This window comes from Rhodococcus sp. NPDC003322, assembly GCF_053589555.1.
Window position 1 is genome coordinate 378,793 of the sequence record NZ_JBSFSC010000002.1, and the last position, 14,724, is coordinate 393,516.

General features: G+C 68.8%; 12 protein-coding genes. 2 read left to right on the forward strand and 10 right to left on the reverse strand.

The window, feature by feature from the left end:
• The 3 genes from ACWDUM_RS08200 to ACWDUM_RS08210 all read right to left on the reverse strand — a co-directional run bounded on the left by ACWDUM_RS08200 (nt 1) and on the right by ACWDUM_RS08210 (nt 4,247).
• Complete coding sequence (locus ACWDUM_RS08200; protein ID WP_450133577.1) at nt 1-2,190, reverse strand: acyl-CoA dehydrogenase; 2,190 nt, start codon at nt 2,188-2,190, stop codon at nt 1-3.
• Between the two features lie 116 nt (nt 2,191-2,306).
• Nucleotides 2,307-3,470: a steroid 3-ketoacyl-CoA thiolase gene (locus ACWDUM_RS08205; RefSeq protein ID WP_450133578.1), complete on the reverse strand. Its 1,164-nt coding sequence runs from the start codon at nt 3,468-3,470 to the stop codon at nt 2,307-2,309.
• Between the two features lie 159 nt (nt 3,471-3,629).
• Nucleotides 3,630-4,247 (reverse strand): TetR family transcriptional regulator, encoded by a 618-nt coding sequence (locus tag ACWDUM_RS08210; RefSeq protein ID WP_450116956.1) that lies wholly within the window; start codon nt 4,245-4,247, stop codon nt 3,630-3,632.
• A 164-nt stretch (nt 4,248-4,411) separates the two neighbouring features.
• Between ACWDUM_RS08210 and ACWDUM_RS08215 the strand changes: the two genes are divergently transcribed.
• Nucleotides 4,412-5,944 (forward strand): FAD-dependent oxidoreductase, encoded by a 1,533-nt coding sequence (locus ACWDUM_RS08215; protein WP_450134185.1) that lies wholly within the window; start codon nt 4,412-4,414, stop codon nt 5,942-5,944.
• Nucleotides 5,945-6,029: 85 nt separating this feature from the next.
• On the opposite strand, the gene ACWDUM_RS08220 is transcribed toward ACWDUM_RS08215, so the two are convergent.
• The 3 genes from ACWDUM_RS08220 to ACWDUM_RS08230 all read right to left on the reverse strand — a co-directional run bounded on the left by ACWDUM_RS08220 (nt 6,030) and on the right by ACWDUM_RS08230 (nt 9,776).
• Nucleotides 6,030-7,130 carry a hypothetical protein gene (locus tag ACWDUM_RS08220; protein WP_450116957.1) on the reverse strand — a complete coding sequence of 367 codons (1,101 nt, stop codon included), beginning with the start codon at nt 7,128-7,130 and terminating at the stop codon, nt 6,030-6,032.
• Nucleotides 7,127-8,281: a phosphotransferase family protein gene (locus ACWDUM_RS08225; protein ID WP_450133579.1), complete on the reverse strand. Its 1,155-nt coding sequence runs from the start codon at nt 8,279-8,281 to the stop codon at nt 7,127-7,129. The genes ACWDUM_RS08220 and ACWDUM_RS08225 overlap by 4 nt, the downstream gene beginning before the upstream one ends.
• Before the next feature lie 337 nt (nt 8,282-8,618).
• Nucleotides 8,619-9,776, reverse strand: coding sequence for a hypothetical protein (locus ACWDUM_RS08230; RefSeq protein ID WP_450133580.1), 1,158 nt, complete (start codon nt 9,774-9,776; stop codon nt 8,619-8,621).
• A 247-nt stretch (nt 9,777-10,023) separates the two neighbouring features.
• Here ACWDUM_RS08230 and ACWDUM_RS08235 point away from each other — a divergent pair, with 247 nt between their 5' ends.
• The gene (locus ACWDUM_RS08235; protein WP_450133581.1) at nt 10,024-10,647 is read left to right on the forward strand and encodes a TetR/AcrR family transcriptional regulator; all 624 of its coding nucleotides are present in this window, start codon (nt 10,024-10,026) and stop codon (nt 10,645-10,647) included.
• Between the two features lie 57 nt (nt 10,648-10,704).
• On the opposite strand, the gene fahA is transcribed toward ACWDUM_RS08235, so the two are convergent.
• The 4 genes from fahA to ACWDUM_RS08255 form a co-directional block, all read right to left on the reverse strand.
• Nucleotides 10,705-11,886, reverse strand: coding sequence for a fumarylacetoacetase (fahA, locus tag ACWDUM_RS08240; RefSeq protein ID WP_450133582.1), 1,182 nt, complete (start codon nt 11,884-11,886; stop codon nt 10,705-10,707).
• Nucleotides 11,883-12,767, reverse strand: a complete 885-nt coding sequence (locus tag ACWDUM_RS08245) for a hypothetical protein (protein WP_450133583.1) — start codon at nt 12,765-12,767, stop codon at nt 11,883-11,885. The genes fahA and ACWDUM_RS08245 overlap by 4 nt, the downstream gene beginning before the upstream one ends.
• Nucleotides 12,764-13,978: a homogentisate 1,2-dioxygenase domain-containing protein gene (locus tag ACWDUM_RS08250; RefSeq protein ID WP_450133584.1), complete on the reverse strand. Its 1,215-nt coding sequence runs from the start codon at nt 13,976-13,978 to the stop codon at nt 12,764-12,766. The genes ACWDUM_RS08245 and ACWDUM_RS08250 overlap by 4 nt, the downstream gene beginning before the upstream one ends.
• A 171-nt stretch (nt 13,979-14,149) precedes the next feature.
• Entirely contained in the window at nt 14,150-14,719 is a 570-nt protein-coding gene (locus tag ACWDUM_RS08255; protein ID WP_450113056.1) for a MarR family winged helix-turn-helix transcriptional regulator, read from the reverse strand.
• Nucleotides 14,720-14,724 lie beyond the last annotated feature (5 nt).

Below are 14,724 nucleotides of genomic sequence, written 5' to 3' on the forward strand. Positions count from 1 at the left end.
TCACTTTCCGGGTTCTGGATCGCGAGGCAGACCGAGGATCCGCTCGCCGATGATGTTCAACTGAACATTCGTCGTACCACCGGCGATGGACATGCACTGCGAATTCAGGAACATCTGTGTAGCGGACCTGCGATCCTGCTCGCCGAGCAGCGACGACGGACCCGCCCACTCCATCGCGACCTCCCACACCTGCTGGATGTGTTCGACGCCGAGCAGCTTGGCGATCGACGACTCGGCGCCCGGCTGCGCGCCGGTGAGCGAGCGCAGCGTGGTGCGCAAACCCATCAGCCCACCGGACTGGGCGTCGCACAGCACCTGGCCGAGCACGGTGAGCTGTTCGGCGTCCAGGCCGCCGGGCACCGTCGCGGCCAGCGTCAGCAGCGCCTCGCCGCCGGAACCCAGCGAGGAGTCGTGCGAGAGCGAGACCCGCTCGTTCGCGAGGGTCGTGCGGGCCAGCTTCCATCCGTCACCGGGCTCGCCGACCAGGCACTCGTCCGGGACGAACACGTCATCGAAGAACACCTCGTTGAACAGCGCCTCGCCGGTGATCTCCCGCAGCGGGCGGATGTCGAGACCCTCGGAGTTCTTGATGTCGATCAGGAAGTACGACAGTCCCTTGTGCTTGGGCACGTCGCCGTCGGTGCGGGCCAGGCAGATGCCCCAGTGCGCGTCGCGAGCCATCGAGGTCCACACCTTCTGGCCCTGCAGCTTCCAGCCGCCGTCGACCTTGGTGGCCTTGGTGGACAGGCCTGCGAGGTCGGACCCGGCGCCGGGCTCGGAGAACAGCTGGCACCAGACGATGTCGCCGCGCAGCGACGCCGGGAGGAAGCGCTGCATCTGCTCGTCGTTGCCGTGCGCGATCAGGGTGGGCACCACCCAGTTGCCGATGATCATGTCGTGCGGCCTGATCTTCGCGTCCCGCAGCTCCTCGGCGATCACGAGCTGGGTGACCGCGTCGGCGCTCTTGCCCCACGGGGCCGGCAGGTGCGGTGACGTGTAGCCCCGCTCCGCGAGGTAGGTCTTCTGCTCGGTACCCGCCAGGTCGGCGGCCGGCGCCAGCTCGGCGCGGATGTCGGCGCGGATCTGCTCGGCCTCCGCGGGCAGCTCGATGCTGAGCACGCGACGGGCGCCCTCGAGGGTGAGGTTCGCGACGCGGCGCTTCCAAGAGGCAGTGGAGCCCAACAGGATTCGCAGCGACTGCGCGCGCCGCATGTAGAGGTGGGCGTCGTGCTCCCACGTGTATCCGATGCCACCGAGTACCTGGATGCAGTCCTTGGTGACCTGGAACGCGGCCTCGGGCGCGACCGCGGCGGCGACGGCGGCGGCCAGCGACGACTCGGCACTCGAGACGTCATCGCCGAGCGCGCGGACGGCGTCCCACGCGGTGACGCGGGCCTGCTCGGTCAGGCTCAGCATCCGGGCGGCCTTGTGCTTGACGCCCTGGAACTGGCCGATGACCCGCCCGAACTGCTGACGGACCCGCGCGTAGTCGGCGGCGGTGGTGGTCGCCCAGTCCGCCAGCCCGGCCGCCTCGGCGGCGAAGAGGGCCGCGGCGACGTCGAGGACCCGCTGAGGGTTCAGCGTCAGCACGTCGCCGTCGGCGAGGGCGAGGCCGTCGACCGTGATCTCGGCGTTGCGACGGATCACGTCGTAGCCGGGCAGTTCGGAGATGTCCAGGCGATCCCGCGAGACGACGACGAACGCGAGCTCGCCCGCGTCGTCCGCGGCGAGCAGGAACACGTCGCCGACCTGTCCGCCGAGGACGTGGCTGGACGTGCCGGACAGCGTGGCCTCGCCGCCGTCGCGGACGATGCGCAGGTCGCCGGGCTGCAGCGCCACCGCACCGAACAGCGAGCCGTCTGCCAGGCCCTCGAGCTCGGCGTTGCGACCCGCTTCGTGCAGGACCTCGGAGACGACGACCGTGGGCAGGAACGGTCCGGGGACCATGGCGCGGCCGAGTTCCTCGGCGACGATGGCGGTTTCCAGGAGCGAGAAGCCGGCGCCGCCGACCTCCTCCGGCAGGTGCAGCCCGAGCATGCCGAGCTCGGCGAGCGAGCTCCAGTACTGCGGCCGGGTCTCGACCTTGGCCTCGACGGCCGCACGGATCACCTCGGGGGTGGCGTACCGGGCGGCCCAGCCGCGCACCGAGTCGCGGAGCTCGCGGTCCTCGTCGCTCATTCCAATGGTCATCAAAGGGTCCTTAAGTAGAAGAAATTCTAGTGCCGATCCCGGGCTCGTCCGAGTGAACGGAACATTCGGTCGAGTGGATCGAGCGAACGCTTCCGTTCACTCGACCGGGAGGGCGGTCAGATGCGCTCGATGATGGTGGCGGTGGACAGCGCGCCGCCCGCGCACATGGTGATCAGCGCGGTGGAACGGTCCGAGCGCTCGAGCTCGTGCAGCGCGCTGGTGATCAGCCGCGAGCCGGTGGACCCGACCGGGTGACCGAGCGCGATCGCGCCGCCGTTGACGTTGACCTTGCTCATGTCCGCCTTGTGCACCTGCGCCCAGGACAGCACGACCGAGGCGAACGCCTCGTTGATCTCGACGATGTCGATGTCCGACAGCGACATCCCGGTGCGGTCGAGCACGGCCCGAGTGGACTCGATCGGGCCGTCCAGGTGGTAGTACGGGTCGGAGCCGACCAGGGTGGACGCGAGGATCCGGGCCCGCGGCTTCAGTCCGGCCTCCCGGGCCTTCTCCTCGCTCATCAGCAGAACCGCCGCGGCACCGTCGCTGACCTGCGAGGAGTTGCCGGCGGTGTGGATGCCGCCCTCGATCACCGGCTTGAGGGCGGCGAGGCCCTCGGCGGTGGTCTCCCGCAGGCCGCCGTCGCGGGTCACGGTTGCAACCTCGCCGGTGGGCTCACCCTCCTTGGTGACGACCGGGGCCTGCACCGGGACGATCTCGCGGTCGAAGCGACCCTCGGCCCAGGCCTGCGCGGCCCGCCGCTGCGACTCCAGGCCGAGGGCGTCGACGTCCGCACGCGTGATGCCGCGGTTCGCGGCGATCCGCTCGGCGGAGGTGAACTGGTCACCCATGTCGATGGTCCAGTCGTCCGGGTACGGGTTGCCGGTGCCGGGCGCGTTGGCCTGACCGAGGAACACGCGGCTCATCACCTCGACACCGCAGCCGATACCCGCGTCGACCTGCCCGGACGCGATCAGGCCCGCGACCATGTGCACGGCCTGCTGCGATGAGCCGCACGCGCAGTCGATGGTGGTCGCGGCGGTCGTGAAGGGCAGTCCGGCGTGCAGCCATGCCTGGCGGGTGACGTTGTTGGACTGCTCACCGGCCTGGGTCACGGCGCCGCCGACGAGCTGGCCGACCTGGTCGGCGGGCAGCCCGGTGCGGTCGAGGAGCGCCTTCTGGGCGGCACCCAGCAGCACGGCGGGGTGCACCCCGGCCAGCTGACCACGACGACGGCCGATCGGCGTCCGCGCGGCCTCGACGATGACGACGTTGCTCATTGTTGCTCCCCTGAGAAGACGGTTTTCTGAAACGTATTCTATTTCTGCGGAGAGGGCAATGTCCGGGCCGTCCCACCGGACGAGACGAGCCGCCTCCAGCGTCCGATGGACGGTGGGCGGCGGCTCGGTGCGGGAAGGTCTTGCGCCGACAGGCGCAGGTCAGTTCGGGGTGCCCGACAACTCGGCGAGCAGCAGGTCGCAGGCGATCCGCAGGTCGGACTCGATCTCGGGAATCGAGGTGCGGCTGTTGAGCCCGGACTGGATCAGCCCGAACCACAGGGCCACCACCAGCCGCAGCACCGTCACGTCCCGGATCGTCGGCTCCTCGATCCCGGCTGCGTCGAGGAGGAGCTTGTCGAACTGCTGGTCGATCTTCGCGACGTCGGGGATCGTCGCGGCGTTGGACGTGGCGGCGGACTGGATCATCGCGGTGGCGAGCAGCGGGGTGCGCAGCAGCGCCCGCGTCGCCTGCAGCAGTGCATCGAACACGGCGTCGGCGGGCGACATGCCCGTCCGCGACCGCCGGGACAGCTGGGTGCCCATCCGCTCGATCTGGTCCACCATGACCGCGACGAACAGGTGGGTCTTCGACGGGAAGTAGCGATACAGCGTGCCGATCGCGACGCCGGCGCGCTTGGCGACCTCCTGCATCTGCACGCGCTCGAGTTCCTTCTCCGCCCCCAACTGGGCGGCGACCTTCAGGATCCGGCCGTGCCGTGCCCGCTGCTCCACCGAGCTCGGCTCGGCTGCGTCGCGCACCTCCGCAAGCCTCGGCATCTCTGGTCCCCCACTTCTTCAACTTCCGACGGAATGAGGGTAGATCCTGACACCTGTAGAGGATGCCCGGACTCCCGTTCCGCTCAGTGGGAGCCGGCCTGTCCGGCCCGCCCGCCTGCGATTGCCTGTCACCCACACTCGATGTGATGGAGGTAGCTGGAGACATGCAGGACTGGACGGACGAATACGACGTGGTGGTGGTCGGGTCCGGTGGCGGAGCCCTGACCGGCGCCTACACCGCGGCCACGCGTGGCCTGCGGACGGTGGTGCTGGAGAAGACCGACCTGTTCGGCGGCACCTCGTCGTACTCCGGCGCCTCGATCTGGCTGCCCGGCACCCAGGTGCAGGAGCGCGCCGGGCTGCCCGATTCGACCGAGCTGGCCCGCACCTACCTGCGCGCGTTGCTCGGCGACGTCGAGAGCGAGCGGCAGGACGCGTACGTCGAGACCGCGCCTGCGGTCGTCGAGTTCCTCGAGCAGAACCCGAACATCGACTTCGAGTTCCGGGCGTTCCCCGACTACTACAAGGCCGACGGACGCCTCGACACCGGCCGGTCGATCAACCCGCTCGACCTCGACCCCGCCGGCATCGGCGAGCTGGCCGCCAAGGTCCGACCCGAGCTGGACCAGGACCGCACCGGGCAGGGCCACGCGCCGGGCAAGCTGATCGGCGGCCGCGCCCTGGTCGGGCGCCTGCTGGCCGCGGTCGCGGGCACCGGCAACGCGGACCTGCGCACCGGCGTCGCCATGACCGGACTGGTCGTCGAGGACGGCCGCGTCGTCGGCGTGGAGGCCGAGCAGGACGGGCAGCCGATCCGGATCAAGGCGAACCGCGGTGTGCTGATGGCCGCCGGCGGCATCGAGGCCAACGCGCAGGCGCGCGCGGCGAACGGCACCCCCGGCAAGGCGGAGTGGTCGATGGGCCCGATCGGCGCCAACACCGGTGCACCGATCGCGGCCGGCGTCGCCGCGGGCGGCGCGACCGCACTGCTCGATCAGGCGTGGTTCTGCCCGGGCGTCGAGCAGCCGGACGGCACCGCGGCCTTCCTGGTCGGCATCCGCGGTGGCATCGTCGTCGACGCGAACGGCGAACGCTACCTGAACGAGTCGCTGCCGTACGACCAGTTCGGCCGGGCGATGCACGCGCACAACGGAAATGGCGCGGCCGTGCCGTCATGGATGATCTTCGACTCGCGCGAGCGTGGCGGCCTGCCCGGCATCAGCATCCCGAACACCGCGCCCGCGAAGCACCTCGATGCGGGCACCTGGGTGCAGGGCGACACCCTCGAGGAGGTGGCCGCGAAGGCCGGCCTGCCCGCGGATGCGTTGCGCACCAGCGTCGAACAGTTCAACGACTACGCCAAGCACGGCGTCGACGAGTCGTTCCACCGGGGCGAGGACCCGTACGACAACTTCTTCTGCCCGCCGAACGGCAACCCGAACAAGGCGCTGACCGCGATCGAGACCGGACCGTTCTTCGCGGCCCGGATCGTGCTGTCGGACCTCGGCTGCAAGGGCGGCCTGGTCACCGACGTCGACGGTCGCGTGTTGCGCGCCGACGGCACCGCGATCGACGGCCTCTACGCGGCGGGCAACACCTCCGCGTCGCTGAGCCAGAAGGTCTATCCCGGTCCGGGCGTTCCCCTGGGCACCGCGATGGTGTTCTCGTACCGCGCCGCCCAGCACATGGCCGGCTGACGCCGAACACCGAACGGCCCCGCTCGACCGACAGGTCGGGCGGGGCCGTTTTGCATTGTGGAAGCGATTTCGAGGACGTCTCGTTTCAGGGTGCCATGTCGACCCAGCCGACGAAGCCCGACGGATCGTGCCGGCCCATGACGGCATGCTCGAACATCCCCCAGCCCACCCGACCGTCGATGGTTGCCTTCGCGACATGGTCGATGGTGCTGTAGGGCAGCCTGCCGAGGAACTCCGGGCTCGTGGTGTCGAATGTCGTGGCCGACGACCAATTCTCTCCGCGCCATTCACCGTGCGTCCAGTCGGGATCGCCGCCGTACCCGGCGCCGTGACTGAGCGAGATGAAGCCGAGGTTCTCGATGTCCACGACGAGAGGCTCACCCGACGGTGTCGTCAGATGAAGTCGCGCGGTCTCCGGATGCCTTGTGCCACTGCGATAGTTGACCTCGACCCGCGGCCAGCCGAGCTGCTCGATGCGTCCGTCGGCGAAGACACGGGTCGCGTGGTTGAGGGTCCGATGTCCGTCCTGGGATTCCTGAACGATCACCACGAGCGCGAAATCGTCGAACCGCAGCGGAACGTAGGTCCAGTAGTGGCCACCACGGGCCTCGTAGGTCATGCGCCCCTGCGGATCCGACTCACCGACGGGGCGGATACCCCACGAACGGTCGCGCGTACCCATCCACGTCTCGGGGTCGACGGTGAAGTCGCGCCCGCCCACCGTCAGGGTGCCGGCCCAGCTTCCGACCTGCGCGAAACGCGACGCATCGAGAATCGGACGCGGTCCCGACATCAGGACGTGTGCCTCCTCGAGCACGGCGGGAAACGACCCGTCCCACGTGATGTCGCACGACAGTTCTTCGTGCTCGCAGATCAGCCGAATTCTCTGCAGCGGCTCGATCACCTCGAGCCGGTAGCCGCCCACCCGGCTCTCCATCGAGCGCTCCTCCAGCGCATCCGAGAAGCGCACCGCCACCTGAGTGTCCCCGTGGCGCACCGTGACGAAGGCGTCGGTGACACCGAGGTTCGGGTAGACGCCGAATCCGGAGATCAGGTACACATCACCGGTGCGGTCGTGAGCGTTGAAGTAGTTGCGGTCGTAGAAGTTCCGGTCGGTGGACGCCACCCGCGCCATCGACAACGGCGACTGGTGTACCGGGTACTCGTCGAGCAGAACAGGCTTCATCGGGCCGGCTTCTCCCATTCGTATGTTTCGTCGATCAGCTGCGCGAGCATGGCGTGATGCAGCACATACTCGTCGGGGTTCGTGGGGGCTTCCATCTCCCCGAAGTGCACACGCCTGCGGGCGATCTGCGACATGACGGTTCCGTGGCGGAGCGCGGCGTACACGAGGTAGAAGTCGAGGTCACGCAGCTGAACGCCGGCGACCTTCTCGTACCGGTCCACCACATCGGCGCGGGTGAACATCTCGGGCAGGCCCGGCAGCGAGAACTGCTCGGCCAGGTCCTGGAACATGCGGTGGAAGAAAAGGAACCACCCGAGATCGAGCTCACGAGGCGCGAGCACCGCCGACTCCCAGTCGAGTACCGCGGCCGGAACGGTCTCCGCGTACATGATGTTGCCGATCCGGGAATCGCCCCAGCAGAGCACGTCGGGCGACGGCTCCGCGGGCCAGTGCGCCTCGAGCCAGTCGAAGGCCCGCTCGAGCACCGGGATGCGGAGGCCGTCGTCACGGCGGGTCCACTCGTAGTACGCGCGCTCGTTCTCGAAGTGCCGACGCAGGCTGGACTCCCCGCCTGCCGCACCGAGAGACGGCACCTTCGCCGCCGGATCGTCGATCGCATGGATGTTCGCGAGAACCTGGATGGTGTTTTCCTGGAGGGACTTCCGCGCCTGGGTGTCGAACTCGTGCAGCCACCCCCCGAAGACGTACGGCGGGTTGTCCACCGGCACGGCTCCGCCTGCCCGATCCATCACCAGGAAGGGGGCGCCGAGCGGCTCGGCGGACGTCTCCACCCAGCGCACGTTCGGGACCGGAACCTCGCTGTGGTCGCGGACCGCGGCCATGACGCCGAACTGGTGCCGCAGATCGTAGCCGGGGAAGACCGGGAACGCGGATGCCTCGGGCGCGAGCCGGGCGACCAACCGGTCCGTGTGCTCGATTCCGCCCTGCTTCCAGTCGAGGTCGAAAAGAACAGATACGCTGGACATTCCGGAGTGACCAGGGCGGCTCACGTTGTGGACGCGGGGCGGCTCGTCGGCTCCGAGCCGCTCCCCCAGCCATCCCTCCAGCTGCCGGCGCAGCTGCTCCAGGTCGGTCTCGGTGGTCTTGATGTTCTGTTCCGCGCCTTCCGGCATCGCGCTCTCGGTGGTCATGCCCGTATCTCCAGTTCTCACGATGAAGGGAGCCCGGGTCACATCCTCCGGACCTCGGACGGGGTACCGTCCGCCCCTCCTGCGGGGCGGACGGATCGAACGACGAGACCCGAATCGGCGATCTCGCATGTTCTGGGAAGTTCTCGATTCGCGCCGCGACGGTGGCCACAGTCCGCGATCCCGAGTCGAGTACAGCAGCTAATCCACTTGTACGTCAACGAAATTGGATCATCTCTACTGGTGTTCCGCGGGAGACCACCGCGAGACGACGACCGGCCGGGTCACAGTTTCGCGACCCGGCTCGATGTCACCGGTTCAGCCGGCCGACGTCACGGGTTCATCCTTCTGGTAGTCCGAGTTCCGGCCAGGCGCCACCGACCCAGGTCTGCAGGTTCCCCCAGCCGGTCGCACCGGTCTCGATGTCCCTGACCCGAATGACGCAGTCGCGGAACTGGTTGAGCGACGCCACACTCTCGGGGGTGGATGTGTCGGCGAAATAGCTTCCGTCGATGAAGAACTCACCCTTCCATGATCCCCCGCGGTCTCCGTTCGGTCGCAGGTAGTGGCCCGCACCCAAGTGGAAGCCGGTGTCGGACACCGGCTCGGCCTCCAGGAGACGCTCACGCCCGTCGGCCATGGTGAGACGAAAGGTCCCACCGAGGAAGCGGTTGTTCCGGGAGTCGAATTCGATGATCGGGTCGATGTCCGTGACGAGGTCCCGGGGCCGGTCCGCGTACTCGAAGCCGCCCTGCGCCAGCTTGTGCGAGTAGCCGGGACCCTCGTAGCGCAGGAGGTACTGGTGGAAGGCGTAGCTGCCGCCGTCCGGATGCTCGAAGTACAGCGGGTTCCAGACCGCCAGGACGCGCGGCGTGTGGCTCTCGGTGGGGTCCGGCGCCAGGTCGCCGATGTCGTCGCCGACCCCGGGGCGCACTCCCCACGAATGGTCACGCGTCATGATCCAGCCCTCGGGACCGACGTCGATGCGGTCACCGTCGACCTCTATCCATCCGCTCGCGACGATTCCGGTCTGGTGGTACCGGATCTGGTCCGCGGTGCGGCGATTGCCGGTGATGTTCCGACGATCCTCACGCTCCTCGACGACGCAGGGCACGGCCCCCTCGAGGAGCAGGTCGAACGCGACGGGTTGGACGTCGTTGGGTTCGAGCACGACGCGAATCCGTTGAAGCGGCTCGACGATCTCGTACCGAATGGGGCCCACGTCCACCGAGTCCGGATCGGCGGCCAGCGCGCGGCTGGCGCGTACCGTCCATTGCTCGACTCCGCGTGCCACACCGGCGTACGCGTCGACGACGCCCCGATTGACGTACTTACCGAAGCCGAATCCGATCTGCAGCGATCCGTCCTTCGCGGCGGCCATCAGACAGACCTTCTCGGTCCACGCGTGGTCACTCTGCGACACCGTCGCGAAGGTGTCCACGATCTGATGGTTGAAGTGCTCGTCCGCCGCCACGAGTGGCCCGATCGATCCGCCCACTGGCGCCTCCTCCGAAGTCCGGGTTCGAAGCCCAGGCCCGATGCCACCGCGGCCGCGTCGGCCACGACGGATCAGTTGATTTCTGGACTCTGAGGCTAAAGATAGACTCGCGTCTATATTTCTGGGGTGGATTCGCGAAATTGGACACGGACACGCCCGTGAGCCGAAACTGGCGGGTGCCACGCATCCCGGGCTGGCACCCCGAACCGGGCCGTGATCGCTCTCGGGTGGGGTGTCCGGAGGGGAGATGCTGGAGAAAGTGAACGAACCGACGACACTCGGCCGCCGCGAACTGAACAAGCTGCAGACGCGCGGCCGACTGCTCGACGCCGCCCGGACCCTGTTCGCTCAGCGCGGCGTCGTCGGCACGCCCGTCGACGACATCGCGGACCTGGCCGGCGTTTCCCGCGCCACCTTCTTCAACTACTTCCCCAGCAAGGACGACCTGCTGGCTGCCCTGTACGCGAGTCACATGAGCTCGCTGGCGGCGGTGATCGACGACCTCCTGGGCCGGGACCTGACGACGGAGGAGCGAATCGTCGGCGTCTTCACCGACTTCGTGCGGGCCACGGAGGACCTGCCCGGCTACCTGCGTGCCGTGACGGGCGAGTTCGAACGGGACCTCGCCTCGCCCACGATCAGTGTGGAGCGCACCGAACTGTTCAACGACGAGCTCCTGCGGATCCTGAATCCGGGCATCGCGCGCGGCGAGGTCCGCACCGACTACCCGCCACGGTTCCTCGCGCAGATGGTCGCCGCGATCTACGTCTCGACGATCCGCTACTGGCGGCAGGATCCGGGCTTCGACCTCGCGGACAATTTCGTGAAGGCGGCGCGGTATGCGGCCGAGTCGCTCCTGCCCCGGGACTGAAGCGACTCGACCTCCCGACTCCCGCCTGCCCGCGACGGGCCGGCGGGACTGTCTGCGTCAGGCGCCGGTGGCGGGCAGGATGCGGGCGCGGACCTCGCCGAAGCCGATGCGCCCGCCGTTCGCCCCGGGTGCGGTCGCCGAGATCGACACCTCGTCGCCGTCGTGCAGGAAGGTGCGCTCCTCTCCCGCGACGGTGGCGGGCTCCGCTCCACCCCAGGTCAATTCGATGAAGGCACCGCGCTGGTCCTTCTCGGGACCGGAGATGGTGCCGGAGCCGAACAGGTCGCCGGTGGAGGCGGCGGCGCCGTTGACGGTGGTGTGCGCCAGCATCTGCGCGGGCGACCAGTACATCTGCGCGTACGGCGGACGGCTGACGACGTCACCGTTCCACTCGACCGCCAGATCGATGTCCAGGCCCCACTTCTCGTCACCCTGTAGGTACGGGAGCGGCGTCGGGTCCTGCACCGGGGTGTCGATACGGGCGGCCTCGAGGGCCGCCAGGGGAACGACCCACGCGGAGATCGACGTGGCGAAGCTCTTGCCCAGGTTCGGACCGAGGGGCACGTACTCCCACGCCTGGATGTCGCGCGCCGACCAGTCGTTGAGGATCACCGCACCGAAGCAGTGCTCGGCGAACTGATCCGGGGTGATGGAGGCTCCCATCGGCGAGCCGACCCCGACGATGAAGCCCATCTCGGCCTCGATGTCGAGGCGGAGCGAGGGGCCGAACGTCGGTGCGTCGTCGGACGGAGCCTTGCGCTGGCCGCACGGACGGACGATGTCCGTGCCCGACACGACGACGGTGGACGAGCGGCCGTGGTAGCCGACCGGCAGGTGCTTCCAGTTCGGCATGAGCGGGTCGGGGTTCTGCGGGCGGAACAGCCGGCCGAGGTTGGAGGCGTGGTTCTCGGACGCGTAGAAGTCGACGTAATCGGCCACCGCGATCGGCAGATGCATCGTGACCGCGTCGACCGGCAGCACCGCGTCGTCGGCGATCTCACCGCCGACCAGGTCGGTGATCTGCGCACGAACCGCATCCCACCGCACACGGCCCTGCGCCATGAAGGCGTTGAGGGTCGGTTGCGCGAACACGTCGTCGCCGAGGGCCTTCGCGAGGTCGACCACGTGGTCGCCGACACGCACACCGACCCGCGGATCGGTTCCGGCCGTGGAGAAGACGCCGTACGGCAGGTTGTCAACGCCGAAGAGGGAGTCGTCGGGGATCGGGATGACGGTCATGCGGGGCTTCCTTCGTCGACTGCGGGGGATTCTGGGTCGGACACCAGGCCGAGGGCGGTCAAGTCCGAGAGCGGGTCTGAGATGCTGCAGGTGCCGTACGACCGGAAGCGGTCGCGCAGCGCGGCGACGGCATCGCCCGAGAGCGCGCCGAGCGCGGCGGCCAGTCGGGCGCCGTCCCGGTCCGAGAGCGCCGCGGCGATGGCGTCCGTGCCCGCGCCCGTCCCGGCGAGGTGGGTGGCGAGCATCAGGTTCAGGAACCCGTGCTGCTCGAATCCGGTGTCGGGATCGGTGTTCCGCACCGCATGATGCAGTCCGGCGGTCGCCTTGAACGGCACGCCGAGGGAGACGGCGTCGTCGATGGCCTTCGCCAGTTCCACCTCGTCCGGGTAGGCGTCGGCGACGACACCGCCGGTGCGGAACTTCGCCCGGTACCCGGCGGCGGGCAGCGCGGCGAGGATATCGGCGCGGCGATCGTCTCGCGGAACCTCCACGTAGATGTCCACTCCCGTTGCGGTGGAGGAGATTTCGTGCAGGCTTGCGAACAGGTCCGCGACGGACTGGTCGATCGGCACCGCGATCTCGAGGGCCACCAGGTTTGCACCGTCGATCGCGCGCAACTGTTCGATCGCCTGCGGCACGAAATCGGTGCCGCCCGGCACCGTCAGACTGACCGGCAGGGTGCGTCCGCCACGGTCGGCGAGCACGGCCGGCAGTTCGACCAGCCGGGTCGCGGGAAAGACGAACGGCCCCACTAGGTCGGCGTGCGCGCTGTCCTCGTGCGCGAAGTGCGCGGGTACCGCGGACTCGAGGGGTGCGTTACCCGGGGGGAACAGCGCGGCGTCGTCGCAGAGCCCGGCCAGGAGCGGTGAGATCGTACTCACTGTGCGCCCTCCCCCGCCTGCGGTCCGCGCCCGGCCCAGGACCACGCGTACGCCTCGTCCTCGCAGGCCAGGGCGCCCTCGCCGAGTTCGAGCGGGCGGAAGGTGTCGACCATGACGGCGAGTTCGTCGAAGAACTCGACGCCGATGCTGCGCTCGTACGCGCCCGGCTGCGGGCCGTGGGCGTGGCCGCCGGGGTGGATGGAGATCGAGCCCTGCCCGATGCCCGATCCCTTGCGCGCCTCGTAGTCGCCGCCGCAGTAGAACATGATCTCGTCGGAGTCGACGTTCGAGTGGTAGTACGGCACCGGGATGGACAGCGGGTGGTAGTCCACCTTGCGGGGCACGAAGTTGCAGATGACGAAGTTGTTGCCCTCGAACGCCTGGTGCGCCGGCGGCGGCTGGTGCACGCGGCCGGTGATGGGCTCGTAGTCGGAGATGTTGAACGTGTACGGGTACAGGCAGCCGTCCCAGCCGACGACGTCGAACGGATGTGTCGGGTACACCATGCGGGTGCCGACGATGCCGTGGGACGTGCGGTGCTTGACCAGGACCTCGACGTCGGCGCCCTCGGCGACGAGCGGCTCGGCGGGCCCGTGCAGGTCCCGCTCGCAGTAGGGCGCGTGCTCGAGCAGCTGACCGAAGCGCGACAGGTAACGCTTCGGCGGGACGATGTGGCTGTTGGCCTCGATCGCGTACGCGCGCAGCGGTTCCGTGCCCTGTGGCAGCCAACGGTGGGTGGTGGACATCGGGATCAGCACGTAGTCGCCCTGTCGTGCGCGCAGCGCGCCGAACACGGTCTCGACGATCGCCTCGCCGGACTCGACGTACACCATCTCGTCGCCGATCGCGTTGCGGTACAGCGGCGATTCCTTCGCGGCCACCACGTACGAGATGCGCACGTCGGCATTGCCGAGGATCAGCCTGCGGCCGGTGACGACATCGGTTTCGGCCCAGATCTGCTCGGGAAACAGGTCGTGGAGCTTGAGGTGCCGGGGCTTGAGCGGATGGTTCGGGGTGGTGGTCTGGTCGCGCAGGTCCCACACCGTCGCGTCGACGATCGCCGACGGAATGTTGCGGTGGTACAGCAGCGACGAGTCCGAGGAGAACCCCTCCTCGCCCATCAGCTCCTCGAAGTAGAGCTGCCCGTCCTCGTCGCGGTGCTGGGTGTGCCGCTTCGGCGGGACGTTGCCGAGCTGTCGGTAGAACGCCATGACGGCCTCCTGGGTCTGAGATCTCCCCGGCTTCCACTCTGGCGGGCACCGGTCTGCTTGTCGACGCATCGACGGAGCCGCGTGCGGCCCGCCCCCGGCTCACGTCATCGCGTTAGTAAACACATTAACTATTTTGTGGGCATGGGTGCAACCACGGACGCGCAGTCGGGGTCAGTTACGGCCGCGGACGTCGAACTGACTGCGGTTGGTGATCAGCTTGTCGAGCAGCATGACCAGCACGTGCTGCTCGGCCTCGGTCAGCACGCTCGCCCACGCGTACTCGCGTTCGTTGTGCTCCCGGTAGGTCGCGGCCATCTCGGCGCGCCCCTTCTCCGTGAGCGACAGCTGCACCGAGCGACCGTCGCGCTCGTCCGGCGTCCGCTCGAGCAGGCCGCCCGCTTCCAGGGTCTTCGTCAGGTTCGACACGGCCGCGCGGCTCATACCGGTCAGCTTGGCCGCGCTCTTCGGTTCGATCGGGCCGGCGAGCCAGGTCACGAACATCAGCCGGAACGCCGACCACGAGAGCCCGCGGGGCCGATGCACGGAGGACTCGAGGTCATAGGTGACCACGTTGGCGGCCCGGTTGAGCGTCAGCAAGACCTGCGTGGCCAGTTGGTGCGTGGCGCCGAACTCGGTGCTCAGCCGCCGATTGGCGAGGTCGATGAACGACCAGAAGTCGAGTGAGCCGGGGGACGCCGTCGCCGACTCCCCTGCCCCGCCGCGCGCTTCGTCCCCACTCATGGGGC

Coding starts and splice junctions, on each gene's coding strand:
- ACWDUM_RS08200 (WP_450133577.1), bottom strand. CDS start 2,190: ATGACCATTGGAATGAGCGACGAGGACCGCGAGCTCCGCGACTCGGTG.
- ACWDUM_RS08205 (WP_450133578.1), bottom strand. CDS start 3,470: ATGAGCAACGTCGTCATCGTCGAGGCCGCGCGGACGCCGATCGGCCGT.
- ACWDUM_RS08210 (WP_450116956.1), bottom strand. CDS start 4,247: ATGCCGAGGCTTGCGGAGGTGCGCGACGCAGCCGAGCCGAGCTCGGTG.
- ACWDUM_RS08215 (WP_450134185.1), top strand. CDS start 4,412: ATGCAGGACTGGACGGACGAATACGACGTGGTGGTGGTCGGGTCCGGT.
- ACWDUM_RS08220 (WP_450116957.1), bottom strand. CDS start 7,130: ATGAAGCCTGTTCTGCTCGACGAGTACCCGGTACACCAGTCGCCGTTG.
- ACWDUM_RS08225 (WP_450133579.1), bottom strand. CDS start 8,281: ATGACCACCGAGAGCGCGATGCCGGAAGGCGCGGAACAGAACATCAAG.
- ACWDUM_RS08235 (WP_450133581.1), top strand. CDS start 10,024: ATGCTGGAGAAAGTGAACGAACCGACGACACTCGGCCGCCGCGAACTG.
- fahA (WP_450133582.1), bottom strand. CDS start 11,886: ATGACCGTCATCCCGATCCCCGACGACTCCCTCTTCGGCGTTGACAAC.
- ACWDUM_RS08250 (WP_450133584.1), bottom strand. CDS start 13,978: ATGGCGTTCTACCGACAGCTCGGCAACGTCCCGCCGAAGCGGCACACC.
- ACWDUM_RS08255 (WP_450113056.1), bottom strand. CDS start 14,719: ATGAGTGGGGACGAAGCGCGCGGCGGGGCAGGGGAGTCGGCGACGGCG.